The 15,767-nt window shown below is 42.6% G+C and carries 16 protein-coding genes and 1 pseudogene; 6 read left to right on the plus strand and 11 right to left on the minus strand.

Going from position 1 to position 15,767, the window contains the following annotated elements:
* Window positions 1-114 precede the first annotated feature (114 nt).
* The gene (locus DP119_RS13890; RefSeq protein ID WP_112233728.1) at window positions 115-711 is read right to left on the minus strand and encodes a TetR/AcrR family transcriptional regulator; all 597 of its coding nucleotides are present in this window, start codon (window positions 709-711) and stop codon (window positions 115-117) included.
* Between the two features lie 156 nt (window positions 712-867).
* Here DP119_RS13890 and DP119_RS13895 point away from each other — a divergent pair, with 156 nt between their 5' ends.
* Together DP119_RS13895 and DP119_RS13900 are read left to right on the plus strand one after the other, a co-directional pair.
* Window positions 868-1,650, plus strand: a complete 783-nt coding sequence (locus tag DP119_RS13895) for a glucose 1-dehydrogenase (RefSeq protein WP_112233729.1) — start codon at window positions 868-870, stop codon at window positions 1,648-1,650.
* Window positions 1,651-1,795: 145 nt separating this feature from the next.
* On the plus strand, window positions 1,796-2,515 hold the full coding sequence (locus DP119_RS13900; RefSeq protein ID WP_112233730.1) for a 3-ketoacyl-ACP reductase: 720 nt from the start codon (window positions 1,796-1,798) through the stop codon (window positions 2,513-2,515).
* Between the two features lie 43 nt (window positions 2,516-2,558).
* Here DP119_RS13900 and DP119_RS13905 read toward each other — a convergent pair whose 3' ends face one another.
* Both DP119_RS13905 and DP119_RS13910 read right to left on the minus strand, forming a co-directional pair.
* Window positions 2,559-2,783, minus strand: coding sequence for a hypothetical protein (locus tag DP119_RS13905; protein ID WP_068872461.1), 225 nt, complete (start codon window positions 2,781-2,783; stop codon window positions 2,559-2,561).
* Between the two features lie 94 nt (window positions 2,784-2,877).
* A complete protein-coding gene (locus DP119_RS13910; RefSeq protein WP_146747876.1) occupies window positions 2,878-3,066 on the minus strand; it encodes a hypothetical protein in 189 nt (62 codons plus the stop codon).
* Window positions 3,067-3,290: 224 nt separating this feature from the next.
* Between DP119_RS13910 and DP119_RS13915 the strand changes: the two are divergent.
* A pseudogene (locus DP119_RS13915) lies at window positions 3,291-3,578 on the plus strand (hypothetical protein).
* Window positions 3,579-3,677: 99 nt separating this feature from the next.
* Here the strand turns inward: DP119_RS13915 and DP119_RS13920 are convergent.
* The 4 genes from DP119_RS13920 to DP119_RS13935 all read right to left on the minus strand — a co-directional run bounded on the left by DP119_RS13920 (window position 3,678) and on the right by DP119_RS13935 (window position 8,682).
* The gene (locus DP119_RS13920) at window positions 3,678-4,988 is read right to left on the minus strand and encodes an endonuclease (protein ID WP_112233732.1); all 1,311 of its coding nucleotides are present in this window, start codon (window positions 4,986-4,988) and stop codon (window positions 3,678-3,680) included.
* 597 nt (window positions 4,989-5,585) lie between these two features.
* Window positions 5,586-6,137, minus strand: coding sequence for a DUF488 domain-containing protein (locus tag DP119_RS13925; RefSeq protein ID WP_068872457.1), 552 nt, complete (start codon window positions 6,135-6,137; stop codon window positions 5,586-5,588).
* 87 nt (window positions 6,138-6,224) lie between these two features.
* Window positions 6,225-7,028 (minus strand): metallophosphoesterase, encoded by an 804-nt coding sequence (locus tag DP119_RS13930; protein WP_112233733.1) that lies wholly within the window; start codon window positions 7,026-7,028, stop codon window positions 6,225-6,227.
* Window positions 7,029-7,665: 637 nt separating this feature from the next.
* Entirely contained in the window at window positions 7,666-8,682 is a 1,017-nt protein-coding gene (locus DP119_RS13935; RefSeq protein ID WP_112233734.1) for a hypothetical protein, read from the minus strand.
* 486 nt (window positions 8,683-9,168) lie between these two features.
* Between DP119_RS13935 and DP119_RS13940 the strand changes: the two genes are divergently transcribed.
* Entirely contained in the window at window positions 9,169-9,924 is a 756-nt protein-coding gene (locus DP119_RS13940) for an alpha/beta family hydrolase (RefSeq protein ID WP_112233735.1), read from the plus strand.
* A gap of 61 nt (window positions 9,925-9,985) precedes the next feature.
* Here DP119_RS13940 and DP119_RS13945 read toward each other — a convergent pair whose 3' ends face one another.
* Window positions 9,986-10,162 (minus strand): hypothetical protein, encoded by a 177-nt coding sequence (locus DP119_RS13945; RefSeq protein WP_232787169.1) that lies wholly within the window; start codon window positions 10,160-10,162, stop codon window positions 9,986-9,988.
* 418 nt (window positions 10,163-10,580) lie between these two features.
* Here DP119_RS13945 and DP119_RS13950 point away from each other — a divergent pair, with 418 nt between their 5' ends.
* Both DP119_RS13950 and DP119_RS13955 read left to right on the plus strand, forming a co-directional pair.
* On the plus strand, window positions 10,581-11,441 hold the full coding sequence (locus DP119_RS13950; RefSeq protein ID WP_167399243.1) for an Hsp33 family molecular chaperone HslO: 861 nt from the start codon (window positions 10,581-10,583) through the stop codon (window positions 11,439-11,441).
* A gap of 59 nt (window positions 11,442-11,500) precedes the next feature.
* A complete protein-coding gene (locus tag DP119_RS13955) occupies window positions 11,501-12,229 on the plus strand; it encodes a MerR family transcriptional regulator (RefSeq protein ID WP_167399244.1) in 729 nt (242 codons plus the stop codon).
* 202 nt (window positions 12,230-12,431) lie between these two features.
* Here DP119_RS13955 and DP119_RS13960 read toward each other — a convergent pair whose 3' ends face one another.
* The 3 genes from DP119_RS13960 to DP119_RS16050 all read right to left on the minus strand — a co-directional run bounded on the left by DP119_RS13960 (window position 12,432) and on the right by DP119_RS16050 (window position 15,481).
* Window positions 12,432-13,892 carry an Msr family ABC-F type ribosomal protection protein gene (locus DP119_RS13960; RefSeq protein ID WP_112233738.1) on the minus strand — a complete coding sequence of 487 codons (1,461 nt, stop codon included), beginning with the start codon at window positions 13,890-13,892 and terminating at the stop codon, window positions 12,432-12,434.
* Between the two features lie 287 nt (window positions 13,893-14,179).
* Window positions 14,180-15,076 carry a macrolide 2'-phosphotransferase gene (locus DP119_RS13965; protein ID WP_112233739.1) on the minus strand — a complete coding sequence of 299 codons (897 nt, stop codon included), beginning with the start codon at window positions 15,074-15,076 and terminating at the stop codon, window positions 14,180-14,182.
* Window positions 15,077-15,436: 360 nt separating this feature from the next.
* Window positions 15,437-15,481, minus strand: a complete 45-nt coding sequence (locus tag DP119_RS16050) for an erythromycin resistance leader peptide (protein ID WP_203334236.1) — start codon at window positions 15,479-15,481, stop codon at window positions 15,437-15,439.
* Window positions 15,482-15,767: the final 286 nt, after the last annotated feature.

Genomic DNA, 15,767 nt, shown 5'->3' on the forward strand with positions numbered 1-15,767 from the left:
AGAAATGAAACAGCAGATGCCCTGGCCGTTTATTTAAGCACACTATCCGTTTCTTCCCGGCATTCCAACTCCATAGCAAAAGGCCAGCCTTCCGAAATCCGGAAAGCTGGCCATTCAATTCACGCGAAATCCTGCCGTAAAGGAACGAAAGATGGTGATCAAGGTTTCGGTTATCTCCTTCGGCGATTTTTCGTACCCCGTTTTGGCCCAGTCCATTAACAGCCCTGCCGTCCCGTGGGCCATGTACAACTTGAAAGGCGTGGAATTGATGTCGTGATCGCCAATCGCCGTAAGCTCGAATCGTTCTTCCAGCATTTCGAATATTGCTTGCGCCAATTCCCCGTGCAGCCCCGGTATGGTATCTTCGAGCAGATACAAATTGAAAAACGCACGGTTATCGTAAACAAAGCTTACCAATTCGAAAGAATCCACGTCCATCGCCCGGGTCAGGATATCCGCTCCCGGCTCATAACGCTCGGTGCTGGTCCGCTTGACCTGCCCGAACATTTCCTCGCGCAGCTCTTCTGCGAGATGGGGCTTATCCAGATAATACAAATAGAAAGTAGCGCGGTTATAACGTGCCCGCTGGACGATTTCCGTCACTGAGACATGGCTGAACCCTTTTTCATTGATCAGCTCGACAAACGCTTCTTTAAGATGCTGTTTGGTCCGTTCCGCCTGTGGAGACAATTTCTCTTTCTTGTTTTTCATCGCCCATCCCCCTCAAACTCGACACTTATCAAAGATCTGTCGAATTACTCGACAGATCCGGAAATTCTACTGATTGAGCCTCTCCATATAAAGGCATACAGTTAAAGAGTAGCCTATTTTCAGTTTAGCATAACCATAAAAAGGAGAGATGTTTCCATGATTGATTACCAAGACAAAGTCGTCATCATCACCGGCGGAGGATCCGGCCTTGGCCGTGCCGCTGCCGAATCGATCGCAGCACAGGGCGGCAAGCTCGTCCTTGTCGACATGAATAAGGAATCGCTCGAGGAAAGCAGAAAAGAGATCCTTGCGAACTCGAAGGACGCTTCCGTTGAAATCGTCGAAGCGAACGTCACCGATGAAGAACAAGTGAAAAATTACGTCCAGTTCACGCTCGACAAATTCGGTAAAATCGATGGCTTCTTCAATAATGCCGGCATCGAAGGCAAGCAGAACTTGACGGAAGATTACGGGTCCGATGAATTCGAGAAAGTCGTCAACGTCAACTTGAACGGTGTCTTCTACGGCATGAAGCACGTATTGAAAGTGATGAAAGAGCAAGGATACGGATCGATCGTCAACACTGCATCGGTCGGCGGCATCCGCGGCGTCGGCAACCAGTCCGGCTACGCGGCGAGCAAGCACGGCGTCGTCGGCTTGACACGCAACTCCGGCATCGAATACGGCCAGTACGGCGTCAGCATCAACGCCATCGCACCAGGCGCCATCATGACCCCAATGGTTGAAGGATCCTTGAAGCAAATGGCTGGTGATGACTGGGAAGCAGCCGGCAAGGAATTCGTCAGCGTCAACCCGATGAAGCGTTTCGGCAAACCGGAAGAAGTCGGCAACCTCGTCGCCTTCCTATTATCCGACGCAGCGAAATTCATCAACGCTTCCGTCATCCCGATCGACGGCGGCCAATCCTATAAATATTGATCACGCGAACAGCCCGGGATTTCCCGGGCTGTTTTTCATTTCCCGCCAAGACGCCTTGCATGCATTTCCGAATCAAATCGCAGATAATAAGAAAGTATTTACTAATGGGAAGGCTTTTACTTACCCGAATTTAAGGAGTGTTATGATGCAATCAATTAAAGGAAAAACAGCAATCATTACAGGTGGAGGACGCGGCATCGGCCGTGCGACAGCCATCGCCCTAGCTAATGAAGGCGTCAATGTCGGGTTGATCGGCTTGAAGCAGGAAAACCTCGACAAAGTGTCCGTTGAACTGCAAGATGCGAATGTCAAAGTGGCAACTGCCTCTGCCGACGTTACGGATCTCGCTGCGATTGAACAAGCAATCGAGAAACTCAAAAACGAACTTGGCGATATCGATATCCTCATTAACAACGCAGGTACCGGGAAATTCGGCGGCTTTTTGGAATTGTCACCGGAAGAATGGAAAAACATTGTCGACGTCAATTTGATGGGCGTTTATAACGCAACACGTGCCGTGCTTCCAGGCATGATCGAGCAAAGTGCAGGCGATATCATCAACATCTCGTCTACTGCCGGACAAAAAGGCGCACCGGTTACAAGCGCTTACAGCTCTTCCAAATTCGCTGTCATGGGCTTGACCGAATCGCTTGCACTCGAAGTACGCAAGCACAACATCCGGGTCACGGCGTTGACGCCGAGCACAGTCGTCACGGACCTGGCCCACGATTCCAATCTCATCACAGGCGATGCTGAAAAAGTCATGCACCCGGAAGACCTGGCCGACTTGATCGTCGCCAGCTTGAAGCTGCATCCGCGCGTCTTCGTGAAAAGCGCAGGATTGTGGTCGACCAACCCATCCTAATAAAAAAACGGAGCTCGAGAAAATTCCTCAAGCTCCGTTTTTTTTAGTTTCGATTATCCGGCACGTCGCGTTCATCTTCTTTAGAGACGTGTTTCGAATACTCTTTCGCGTCTTCCTGTTCATCTCTGCCTTTTTCTTCGCTGTAATCCGTTGCTTCGTTATCTCCGTCCAAGGCTTCTTTCGTCTTGTTGATCGCTTTATCGATTGCAGACTCGCGAGCCCCGACTTGCTTTTCAGGCGTGCGTCCCGCTGTTCCTTTTCTAGCCATACAGCAATTCCTCCTTGTCGTGCATTTTGTATACTGTACCCGCTCTTCCGGAATTTACACCTGCTTGAATGAACAACGAAGATCGATCATTTAATTAGAACATCCCGCTTTCATGATTATTGCGCCCGGCTTGCCGGCTCGCATCCGCAGCAGCAGAATCCTGGTTTGCAGTATTCGCTTTTTTATCTAAGCTGTATTTCTTTTTCGTCAATTTGTCCACCACATAACTGCCGACAAACAAAGCGCCAAAGAATCCCCAAAAGATCCACATCATCCAATGCATAAAACCTTCCCCTTTCATTTTTTCTTTCTCTCATTTATCCCTTTGTCCTGTAATACGTTTCCAGTTGAATAAAGTTTCAAAAGTCGGTATTTTCAGTAAATTTATAACCTGCTAAGCTAATCGTTTAACGGTTGCCGTAAATATCCAAGTGTCCTTAGGAAACTAATGATTATCTTATACTGTCTTTATTCATATTAATTCCCTATAAAATTGGAGGCAAAACTATGTGGTTCCTATTCGGGCTGATTGCAATCGCAGCCACCTGCCTGAACCTTTATCTTTACGCAGCAGGCAAGGACCATAAATTAGCGATGGCCATGGGACTGTCGTTTACCGCTCTGACCCTTGCGGCTGATTACAGTATTGTAGCTGATTAGGCCCGGGCAGAGGATTGGCCTGCGCTATCGGATGTCGTGCCGATTATGGCAATAGCGTTATGGGTGTTCACAATCATTTCGATTGTGTTGAATATTAGCCCCATGCTTTTAGAATTCAAAAGCCCGAAAGAATGATCGAGTTTCTGCAAATATCAAAAATCCCCGCAGTCCCTTTAATAAGGCTGCGAGGATGAAAGTGTTTTTATTTAACATTAATAAATCATCAGCAACTGCCTACCAGATCGATTCTGCCCATTCAGGATAATCGATGAACGGGTTGCGGTTGCCTTGGATGTCCTCGATTTTCTCGTTGCGCTGGCGTTCCCAAGCGCTGACAGGGTCTTGCTCATGCCATTCGAGCAATACGGAAATCTTGCCATGGTAAGGCGTCGACCCGTTATTCACGCGGTCGTTCAATTCCAGATCCACGGCGTCGCCTGTTTCATAGCGGACTGCCATGTAAAACAGCATGCGGGCAACATCGCCTTTTACTTCATCCGGTGGCTCCCAGGAAGACGCTGTACGCAAGCAGCCATCGCAGCCGCTTACGGCACTGCCGCCGTAGTCAAAGTCCAAATTGCCGCGCAGCCCGTTCACTTGTACATCGGTCGGGCGCAAATGGTGGATATCCGTTCCCGCACCTCTTGCCGTTCCAAAATCGCCGTGAGACTTCGCCCATGTGTGCTCGCGGTTCCAATCGCCGACATTGCCGCCGTTCAAAGATTTCGAACGCGACTCGCCCGTATACAATAACAGCACGTTATTCGGATTATTCGGGTCTTCGTCCGTTATTTTCAATGCATCCCATACTTGTGAATAGCTGAGTTGCGTATGGCCGTCAATGATTTCATGAAGTTCCGCTTTCAAAGCAGATCCTTGCAAGCCATCCGCTGTTTCATAATAACCAGATGGCACAGGAGTTGGATCTGGATCTGGGGTTGGCGTTTCTTCCGTCTCTTCTACCGCATGGCTTCCCAAGTATGTAAATGTATCTGCAGGATACGCTGTCCATTCAGCCGAAGGATCGAACGCATCATTCACTACGCTGTCGCCGGACAGAATATCGGGATTGCGGACCAGCGTGACATCTTCCATGTTTTCAATGCGCGAACCCACTTGGCCGATCGAATCAATAGGGGTGCCGGATTTTTCAAGTACCAACGCGTCGTCGCCGTTAAAATTAACCACGCTGTTATTTTGCAGATCTCCCTTGCCTTGAATCGCTGAATCTGCGCCGCTATGGTAAATGACTACCGTATCCCCGCTTGCGACCGTACCGGAAAGCACCATTTCGCTCTGTGCGTACGTGCTGCCATTTGTGTACAGCGAGACCGAATAAGGGCTCAATTCAACGGAAGCGCCGGTCCCGTTATAAATTTCGATCGCTTTATTGAAGCTGCTGCCTTCAATGTATTCAGAAATGAAAAGATCACTTGCCGGGGCAGCTGCCTGTACCGCCGTTTGCGAAGCAGGCACCCAAAGGCTCGCGACCAAGCCGACCGATAATAAAGCCTTTGCCGATTTGTTCCATAAGCTGTTGTCCATCTTCCTGTCGTCCTCCTTTTTTTGTAAAAGCGTTTTGCTGGGGTGTGCGGGTTTCCTGGATTTCTTCCTGTAAATTATTGAGATTTAATTATTATAATTTACAGTTTTTTTCTTTTTCTCTATCCAAGCTTACAAAACGCCTTTTATAGCGTCAACGTTTTGTAGCAAAAATTACATAAAATTAATATAATTTAGAAACTTTTTCAGAAGTCATTTGATCGGCTCGCCCAAATAAACGCAAATAAAAAGGCAAGAAAGTTGGCTATAATCAGCCCTTTCTTACCCTTTATACTTATGTAGCTGCCGATAATTCCTGGCATATAAACCTGTTTTTCAATAAAAGTATGCTGCATATATACTCACTGAATCGATTTATCCGGAACAAAAAAGATCATCCAGGAACAGGATGACCTTTCCAAAATACACGAGCGGATATTGTCTTGCTGGCTATGCCATTGCTGCATCGGAAAACTTGTTGCGAATATAGGTCGGTTAAGTTTTGATTTGGTTTAGCAGGCCTTCTGTTGAGCCCAGTCATGACAGAAGACGCTTTCTAGAAACCATGGAAAGTTGAGTTTCGCTGGTTGGAGTTTCTCTTCATCCAGTTGGCGGATAAGTTACTACGCCCTTGTCGTTTACAACGGCTTCGGCTCCCCACATCCCCACTTCGTGCTCGACGATGTCCACCGCCCCTTTTTTACCATCGATAATGTGAAAAACCCGGTGGCCATTCGCTGCTAAGTAATTGCTGATGAGCAGCCTGTGGCAACGCGATGGATGGCGCTCTGAACAGCAATAGGCAACCCGTTTGACTGAAGCTTTTTCGAGTAATTCTGTGATGCCCTGCTGAAATTCTTCCGTCAATGTATAATCCGCATAATTATGAAAAGACTGGTTGCGCCAGCCGGCGTTCCTGTCTTCTTCAACCTCCTTCGACTTCCGGCGCCTGCCGCCGAGTTTCGAAAAATGTTCATAGCCAATTCCTTCTGCTTCAAGCCATACCGGAAACTCATCCTTTGAAAACTGAGGCCATTTCCGGCTGCCCGGAAACGCCCGCACATCTGCCAAAAGCTCGATTCCGGCTTTCTTCAGCATCTTATCAAAAAAATCCTGCGAATGGCTGGAATGGCCAATTGTGTAAATGTCCATTAGTAATATACCTGCCTTTCCATTAAGCTTTTGCTTGCCTATACCTTGGGGATAGAGACCATTAAACGTGAGTAGGAGGGAGATCCATCAGATTTCGATGATTTTCAATGCCGAATTGATTTCTTCCCGTGCCGAATTGCCGCTCCATTCATGAGGATAATAACCAAGCGGGTTGCAGATGCAGTCGATGCCCCTGTATTCTTCATGATAGCGGGTATGGATATGGCCAAAAATCATTTTTTTGACCGCATACTTTTCAGCCAATCCCCCGATTTCCTTGCTCCCCATCATCGCGTTAAAAAAATCCCAGGAAAGGTCGTTTTTCACTTGGACAAAGTGGGCAAACGGCACAAAATGGCTGACCAAAATGATATTCTTTTCTTGATGCCATGACAGCCAGTTCTCCAGTTTCGTCAAATACTTATCGGTTATAGCTACATCATTCTCTGGCCAATGTGCATAGACTTTGTCTGGCCAGGTAAAATCATTGAAACGGCCTGTTGAAAACTCCTGTTCCGTAAACCCTTCTATGCCGAATGTATAATCGTACCAGCCGCCATCACCGATCACGATCCATTCCTCATTCAAATGAACCGGGCCATTTCCCAGATTGCCATCGAATTCCAGCAGTTTTTCATACGCATTAGTAGAATCCTCGTGGTATAGATCGTGGTTGCCATGGACAAATAAAATTTGAAGATCCGGCAATTCAGTTTGCAGCCGCTTCAGCAGTGCCAAACTTTTTTCCGGTCTCGCTGTCACATCACCGCTGATGATAAAGACATCCGGCGCATGCTGGGCCAGCGACTCTTTCAGCAACCCGACAATATCAGCTCCAGTCTTTTTGCGATTGAGCCCTTCGTGAATATCAGATAAGATGGCGATTTTCAATTCCCTTCCCCCTTCAACCGATTGATTAAACGCACTATTGATTGATGACTCATTTCATGGATTCAATAGTAGTTTTCCTGTCTTGCACTTTAACTAAACTCGTTTGTCTTGAAGCGACTAGTCCTGGCGGATGAAAAGCGGAAAAAACTTGTACGTAAAGGGAATCTGAATTTATACTCCGCAGCAAAATGAACTACCCCCAGCTGCCGTCAGGGGCATTCGAGCCCGCAATAGCTGCTTTGAATTCGAAGTTATCCAAGACAGCGAAGTTCATCTTATCGACCCTGTTATCACTTCCCGCCCTGTGCTGCGCATCGGTGCAGCCATGCAACAATCTTTGGCACTGCATCACCATAGAATCTTCTAGCTTCCTGACTGAATTAAATTCAAAAATAAAAAACCAACTTATAATAAGCTGGCTCAATGATTGTTAGCTAATCGAATTGGATGGTGCTGGGTACGTTTTTTGCTAAGGACGTACGTGTAAAGCAACGCGCCTAGAACAAATGGGATTATGGCAACTAGTACGCTCGTCGTTTCTGTATAGATCAGTACGGCAGGTGAAAACAATAGAATGATACTTATTATTTTCAACATAGAAATCATCAACCTCCTGTTAAAAGGGAAAAGCGCGATTTTAATTGCTTTCTTTCTTTAGCCCCATTTTCAATTTGGATGCAGTTTCTTTTTTCTTTTGCGGGCTGAACATGGAAAGAGTAATGCCACTTTTTTTATGGGTTTTGCTAATGATTTGAAACAAGTTTTTCTCAATATAACGCAGCTGTTGATGATTTATCTTTTTTGTAGCAACGATATCGTATCCCCATTTAGGTGGCTTTAAAATATTTACATATTGATTACTTTCTCTAACACGCTTGAAGTGATGGTGCCTACTATCCCACGTGATATAGTGCTTATCATACATGTTCTCATGTTCGTTCTTTAAACTGGGCAACACAATATATATATCACCCTTTATCCCTTGAGTTCGCTGATTGTGTATATCAGCCGTTGCGTTTTGCCACGTGATGTACGCTATCCGATTTTTATACTCCGAATCAGTCTCTACTGCCATTTTCTTCGGATAAGTTGGTTTTTGTTTTCTAGAAAACAATTCTACAATGATAAAAGAAAAACCCTCATCAGAATGAGACAAAAATCGTTTCTCCATATGCCTTACATCAATCCATTTTTCCTTTGTGTCTATCTCCTTTACCATATCCCGCACTATCAACACAGCGGTAGATTCACTGCTTTTCACATATGTAATATAATCGGCGTCGTATTGTTGACTACTTATCAAACGAGTTGATTTAGCTATACTCTGACCTTTTTCTTCCGCCTTACACGTAGCATAATCAATATATCTCCCAGTGTAATAAGCATGCGCTTCTCCCACAGGCCCTTGTTTTCTTTTAGCTTTTCCTAGTTGTTTCTTGCGCTGTTTTTGCTCCTCTATTTTTTGTAGAACTTCAGAATTATCTACAAGATTGTCATTCGTATACAATTCACTACAGTCATAACAGATTTTCCATTGCTTAATCCATAGATGCTTTACATCTAGTTCGCTGGTTGTTCTCAAATAATCTTTCACTTTCTTTTGCAACCGATTGTTTTCATTTACTACTTGTTTTCCACAAATGACACAGTCCATCGTACATCTCCAATCATCGCGTTAGTTGAAGAAGGGAAAAGCTTTATCCTTAGTTCAAATAAAGCATCAATTTAAAAATTATATTATAAATCATAATTCATCTATCATTAGAAAAGTTAAGAACACTACCCATTTTCATGAGGCTGCTTTTTCATATTACCTTTTGTTAGTAAATTGTTGTATATTCACCAAGGATTCATCATTACTTACCTGTTTTTTTATCAATAGACGTTTTAGTATGCAAACATCACGTTTGATCAGTTAAATGTCATAATTCACATTAAGATCGATACTTTTGATGATTCATTTTAATTTTTCTATGGAGAACCCTCTAATGGTTACACTTAAGCTGTATGAAGTGTTAATTTAACAAAACTTAAAGTAACACTTCCCAAAAACCCAGAAAGGAAAATCATCTAAAATGTTAATCAGTGGATTGTCTCTATCTTTCTGCTCGATTAGATTAGGAATAATTCGGTAACGGTGATGAAAAAAATTCTAAACAAAAAAACCTTGTTCATCTCGCTTTTCACACTAGCTTTAGTCGTAATTCTGAGCTTCACTATCTTTTTTATTTGGTCTCAAAATACGTTTGAAGTGATAGATGCGGATCAAATCGAAATGGAGGAAGTTATAGAACCCGAGGACGGGTGGTATATCTATCGAGCAGAAAATGCAGAAAAAGGGCTGATCCTCTATCCCGGTGCAAAAGTCGAACCTGAAGCGTATGGCTATTTAGCACAAGAATTATCGAACCAAAACATCACAGTCGCCATACCTTCCGTCAGATTGAATTTATCAATTTTAGCCGTATCAAAAGCTGATGAAATGATAGGAAGTAACCACAGCATCGAGTGGTATGTGTCGGGACATTCCATGGGAGGCGCAGCAGCCGCTATGTATTTCGATCAACATTTAGATCGCGTAAACGGGCTCATCTTGCTTGGGGCATACGCAGCAAGCAATGACTATTTAAGCGAATCCAACTTACCCGCTTTATCCATAAGCGGTTCAGAAGATGGCTTAAGTACGCCTGAAAAAATTAAGGAAAACAGCCCAAACTTGCCAGAAACAACGGATTTCATTGAAATTCCAGGCGGAAACCACGCGTATTTTGGTGTATATGGTAGTCAGTCCGGCGACAATGAAGCTCAGATCACCGTCAGTGAACAACAAGAAATCATCCTAGAGTTAATTGTGGATTGGTTAGAAAATGATCATTCCTTAAGTGAAGAGGAATAATGAAAAATTTATAATTCACACAAAAAAGCACACAATCAGCCTTGTGCTTTTTTCTTCCGTATTATTCTTCCGGTTTTCTTGCAGCAAACTCGTCGTCCATTTTCAAGAAATACTCGCCACCTTCTTCGATGCCTTTTATGCGAATGATCATATCACGGAACATCTTTTTTTCTTCCATTTGTTCTTCAATGAACCAATCCAAAAATGATAAGGTGGCATGTTCTTGCAGTCCATCCATCAAGCTTACTGTCGGCATTTCTTTTCTAAAAAGCTATGCCGTTTGTTCCATTCATTTCGCTAGTTTTCTTCCTGTAAATTACTGCAACTTAAATGTGCTAATTTACATTTCTACTTCTTTATTAACACTCCCCTAATACATCCTGCAACGTCAATCTAAAATGGCAAAAATAACGTAAGCTTATGCAACACAAAAAGTTCTATGCAGTGATTGTTTAGTCGATACAAACGTAAATACTGAGGTCAAGAGAATTCGCTATAACGAGCCTTTTCTTGCCTTTTATATTTTTATAACTTCCGATAAGGTGTCATATGTTAACTAAAAATAAATATCGTGAAAATTTCATTTTCCCCTTGAACCTTACGTAGGGTAATGTTTTATAGTAAAACTAGCTTACTTTTGCAAAGGGGGAATCGTTGTGCAAAATGCTATTGTGAAGGCATTAATTAATGAAGAACAGATTCGTTTATATTTTATCGATAATACCCAGCTGCTTCGCGATATCTATGCCTTAAACCAGGAACTTCCTAAACCGCTTAAACTGCTGTTAGGCAAAACGGTATCAGCGATGAGCATACTTTCCGGCACGCTCAAAGGAAACCAGCGAATGAGCCTCCAGGTAACGCTGAGCAATCCTCTCCATAAAATTTTTGCGGAAGCCGAAGCGAATGGAAATGTCAGAGGATACCTGAACGAAGAACTTTTGAGATCTTCTAATACAGAAGAAAAGTCGATGCAAGATTTGATTGGACCTTCTGGGATGATCCGTGTCATAAAGGGTTCTGAGATGAATCAATTCACCAGCATTACCGATATGCCAAATCAACATATCACGGATGATATCGCCAACTATTTTGTGCAGAGTGATCAGACGCCGACCTATCTTTATTCCGACATTCAGTTGGATAAGGGAGGTTCTCTTCTTTCCAGCCATGCACTATATGCACAACTGCTTCCCGGTGCACCACCACACCTGCTTTCAGAAGTGAAAATGATTGTGAAAGCCAATCCGGATATTTTCAGTAAACTAAACGCTGAAGAAGCGAGTGACAGCGAAGAAGCGTTAACCCAGTTGTTTGGGGATGCAAAAATTATTGGCCATAGCTCCAGTCAATTTTTCTGCGGATGCAGTAAAGAAATGTTCTATGGCATGCTTTATTCATTGAGTGAAGAGGAAATCAAACGGAGCATTGAACGAAAGGAAGACATTGAAGCTTTTTGCCATATTTGCGGGAAAACCTACACGTTTGAGCAAAAGGAGATGCAGCAACTCTTCTAACTTCGAATTTCTCGGTTTTAGTTGGTGAATAGAAATGTTGTTAAATGGAGGCTAAGCGAATGAAGGAACATTGGAAAGTCGGAGAAGTTGCCGAATTGGCGGGTTTAACGATTCGAACTTTACGCTATTACGATCAAATCTGTTTATTTTCACCTTCTCAGTATACGGAGTCAGGGCATCGGCTTTACACGAAAGCAGATTTGGTCCGTCTTCAGCCAATTTTGTCCTTAAAGCAGATGGGCATGTCGTTAGAAGAAATACAACTTCTGTTGTCTAATCCGGAGGAACAAACCGTTGCAGAGATTTTGCAAACCCAAATTTCCCGCGTCAAAAAAGAGATAGAGGTTCAGCAAAAACTAGTAGCAGAGCTGGAAAATGCGTTATCGGCTGCGCGCAGCAATCGGACCATGTCGATTCCAGAACTTACTAAATTAATGGAGGCGCTGAAAATGAATAAGGAAAAATACTTTTCGAAGCAGCAATTGGCTACCATGGAAAGCCGATATGAAAATGCCGACAAACAACTTTTAAAGCAGGCAGAGCAAGAATTTAACAGTCTTATCAAGGAAATACGTTTGGAAAAAGAAAAAGGCGCTTCTCCTTCCGATGAAAAAGTACAAGATTTAGCGAAAAAATGGAATGACATCGTGAATGCCTTTTCCGAAGACGATAGGACTTTCCGCAAGCAAGCCGAACATTTCCACGCTGAAAACCCAGGGAACGAACTGCAGTATGAAATAGATGGCGAGCTATACCAATTTATCAATCAAGCATTGAATCATAAGTGATTTTATAAGAAAGGAAGAGGTAAAGCTGATAAGTTGGCCTTCCCTCTTCCTTTCTTGTATTTGTTTTTAAAGAACTTCCGATAACCTCATGATATGTAAACTGGAATAAAAGACTAAAAATCTTCTCGAAATACAAATCTTTCAAGTAATTAAAGAAACAAAAAATAGTCATCGACTAATATCGATGACTATTTCAAGTTCCTTATATCAATTGCAACTTCTTATTACTTAGGATGTACTGAATATCTGCTGTATTTCGGATAAAGTACTCATCATGGGAAACAAATACGATGGTGCCTTGATAGGCCTTTACGAACTGCTCTAGTGCTTCAATCGCTTTAATTTCTAAAAAGTTAGTTGGTTCGTCCAATAACAGGATATTATAAGAACCTAGAAAGAGTAAACAAAGCTGCAGCCGGATGGCTTCTCCCCCGCTTAAATCTTTCACCTGTTTTAGCAAGTCCGTATCCACAAACTGCATCGAGTGAAGGACACTCCTTAAAAAGCTATCCTCATGTTCCGAACGATTTTTGATGTAATGGAAGACAGTCTCATCACCGCTGAACTGATAACTCATTTGCTGAAAATACCCAATCTTTGCTTTAGGAGAAATGGTCAATTGCTCATCTTTTCTCGCAATTCGTTGAAGCAATGTACTTTTACCACTCCCATTCACACCTGAAATCGCAATCTTTTTACCAAGTGGAAGTTGGAAGGTCACTTTTTCCAATAATATATTATCTCCGGCATATAAAGTGAAACGATCGGCCATGATTGGAAATTTATTGTGCAGCTCCAGTGCTTTCTGATGTGGAAAAACAATCAGCTTCTCAACTTGAACCGCACTCACTTCCTCGAGCTTCTCCATTCGCTGCTCGATTGCCTTGGCCGCACGATGTACCGCTTTCTGGCTTGTGCCTTTGGATTTTGTCTCAAACATTCGATTTGCCATGGCCTTTGATTCCTTCTTCGAATATTTTCCGGCTTGGGCAACCTTCTCTGCTTTCTTCATCTTTTCTTTTGCAGCTTTTTCCAGTCGGTTCTTTTCTTTTAAGAACTGTTCGTGAGCTTGATTTTGTTGTTCCCATTCCAACCTTTTTTGATTCATGTAGTCGCTATAATTTCCCGAATACACATGCACTTGCCCATCCTGGACTTCCCAGATCTTTGTCACAAGTTCATCCAACACGGCCCGGTCATGGCTGATGATCACCAAAGCACCATAGTAATAGCGAAGTTCTTCGAGCAAATACGAAATGCCCTGCTTATCCATATGAGTGGTTGGCTCATCCAGCAATAACGCTTCATAATATTGACTCATTAGCTGAGCGAGCTTTAATTTCGTCTGTTCTCCACCACTCAGTGACTCTAGATTTCGTGGTACCGCTAATTGCCTAAGCAATGCTGGATCAATACCGGCCTCTTCTTTTTTAGGAGTCTCCAGCTGTTTAAAGTATCCTGGATCAACGTAACTCTTCACTTGCCCCACTGTTGGCTGAATTTCTTTCGCTAATAATTTCAGTAATGTGCTTTTTCCTGCACCGTTTTTCCCCACAATGCCAATGCGGTCAAACTGGTGGATAGCTAGATCTTCAATTCGCAAGATTTCTTTATCTAAATAGGACACTTCAATATTTTTTAATTCAAAACAAAGTTTTTCCATTTTGCTACCTCCGAAATTTTTAATTTCGTACCGATAGCCAAGATCGATACGAGCTTCTGCTTCAAGCCCGCATCAATCAATAAAACAATAAAAATTGCATTACATTCCCCTCCTAATTCAAATTTCAAGTTACCATTTACAGGTGATGGCATTAACAACAATCGAACATCCTGTAACAGCAAATAAAGCAGCTATAGTTGTTGCTTCTGCAACAATTCCTGCATTCGCAACTACACCCTTTGCGTTAAACTGATCGTTAAGCACAGCTAAACGACCAGTCCATTTCATTACATTTCGCTAGCGAGCATGTGTGCAGCTGTTTCGTGCATCTCTTGAAGGCCTGAGATTTCTGCAAATTCAGCTATAGTGATGGCGCTGGTTGTAAGAAGTTCTACAATATGCTCATCCATTCTTGACCACGTTTTTCCACCGGCATTTTCATAAGCATTGATTAACTTTGTTAGTCCATCATTCCCAAAAAGAAGGTGATGGGACAGGAAATCGACAGATACATCAGCAATCCCTACTTCTGTCCAGTCAATTAAGCCCGTTACTTGATAGTTTTTATTAATAAGGATATGACCTGGATGTATGTCCCCGTGTTTCACTCCTACATGGGAGGGCCAAAAAGAGTCTTCGGCAAGCCATGCTTGCCAACGGTCCCATAAAGCTGGATTGATTTCGTATTGTTTCTTTACCCGTTCCATTCGCTGTTTCAAGGAAGTTCTTAACTCATCGGCACGAAGGGTTTCAACCCCGATATGTTTGAATTCTTCCTGAGGCAATGCGTGTAAATCTGCTAGGACTTTGCCTAGTGATTGATAATACGCAGGTGGAACATTGGTTTCATCAAAACTCCAAACATAGTTCTGTTGCTCCACATCAATCGTCGCTGCAGGAATGCCCTTTAGTTGCTTATAAGCAACTAAATCTTCAGAGAAGATAGACCAATTCGGAACTTGAAAGCTCGCTTGTTGGTGAAGGATATCTAACGCTTTTTTCTCTTGGCCTGCATGTCTCATTGACTCAGGTCTACGCGGAATTCTTAAAATCCATTTATCTCCATGTTGATCTTTGGCGTGGACTACTTGAAAGTCAACACCCGACTCATTGATTTTGATGCTGCTTTCTACAATATCCAATCCTCTATCCGCTGCTAATTGTTTAAGTTTAAGTGTATTCAAGTTTATTTCCTCCAATTGTTTATTCTAATGAATTTGTTTGATTCTATTTTCTTGTATTCTCTCCATGATCTGCCGCACATTTGACAAACTCATGGTGATTCCAGAAAATAAAAAAACTCACAGACGGCTTGTCTGTGAGTAAAGGGATATTACTAATCAATTAATATCAGGTAAATAAAGATAGATTTCATACAAACTCCTTTAAAATCCTTGTTGAAGAAAGAAAACTACAGAATTATAAAAGGTAGAGTTGTACCTCTTCTTTAACTATTTTAATTTTATAGAGTGAAGATTATTAAAAAAGGACAGACTTATCCCGTTTACTCTGATTTCACAAACAGAGCCTTTGAACGTATTCAATTACTGATTCAAAGTCGGGAAACGAAGTTTCATTGAGTGTGTCATTTTTTAATAATCCTCCTAATCGAATAAGCGTACAGTCATCATTGTAAATTACTAAATAAAGTTTGTCAAAAGAGTTGGCTTGTTCCATCTTCCTGGAATTCATTTATAGAAATTAATAATTTCATAGGAGTTTAAAGTTCTACTTGATGCACCAATTATTTCTACACATAAATTGACTAAGGAATATAAATGCATTTCTAATTAATTAGCGTTCGTAAAAGTACACTTACACGAACGAAAGGAAAGAAGCTTATTCCATCACTTCTTTCCTTCAGATAAGCAATTA

Source organism: Planococcus maitriensis, from assembly GCF_003289925.1.
Classification (GTDB): domain Bacteria; phylum Bacillota; class Bacilli; order Bacillales_A; family Planococcaceae; genus Planococcus; species Planococcus maitriensis.

What these genes read in the sequence shown, in the direction of transcription:
- DP119_RS13890 (WP_112233728.1), bottom strand. Translation starts at nt 711, where the DNA reads ATGAAAAACAAGAAAGAGAAATTGTCTCCACAGGCGGAACGGACCAAA.
- DP119_RS13925 (WP_068872457.1), bottom strand. Translation starts at nt 6,137, where the DNA reads ATGGACATTTACACAATTGGCCATTCCAGCCATTCGCAGGATTTTTTT.
- DP119_RS13940 (WP_112233735.1), top strand. Translation starts at nt 9,169, where the DNA reads ATGAAAAAAATTCTAAACAAAAAAACCTTGTTCATCTCGCTTTTCACA.
- DP119_RS13900 (WP_112233730.1), top strand. Translation starts at nt 1,796, where the DNA reads ATGCAATCAATTAAAGGAAAAACAGCAATCATTACAGGTGGAGGACGC.
- DP119_RS13960 (WP_112233738.1), bottom strand. Translation starts at nt 13,892, where the DNA reads ATGGAAAAACTTTGTTTTGAATTAAAAAATATTGAAGTGTCCTATTTA.
- DP119_RS13910 (WP_146747876.1), bottom strand. Translation starts at nt 3,066, where the DNA reads ATGCATTGGATGATGTGGATCTTTTGGGGATTCTTTGGCGCTTTGTTT.
- DP119_RS13945 (WP_232787169.1), bottom strand. Translation starts at nt 10,162, where the DNA reads ATGGATGGACTGCAAGAACATGCCACCTTATCATTTTTGGATTGGTTC.
- DP119_RS13920 (WP_112233732.1), bottom strand. Translation starts at nt 4,988, where the DNA reads ATGGACAACAGCTTATGGAACAAATCGGCAAAGGCTTTATTATCGGTC.
- DP119_RS13935 (WP_112233734.1), bottom strand. Translation starts at nt 8,682, where the DNA reads ATGGACTGTGTCATTTGTGGAAAACAAGTAGTAAATGAAAACAATCGG.
- DP119_RS13955 (WP_167399244.1), top strand. Translation starts at nt 11,501, where the DNA reads ATGAAGGAACATTGGAAAGTCGGAGAAGTTGCCGAATTGGCGGGTTTA.
- DP119_RS13905 (WP_068872461.1), bottom strand. Translation starts at nt 2,783, where the DNA reads ATGGCTAGAAAAGGAACAGCGGGACGCACGCCTGAAAAGCAAGTCGGG.
- DP119_RS13895 (WP_112233729.1), top strand. Translation starts at nt 868, where the DNA reads ATGATTGATTACCAAGACAAAGTCGTCATCATCACCGGCGGAGGATCC.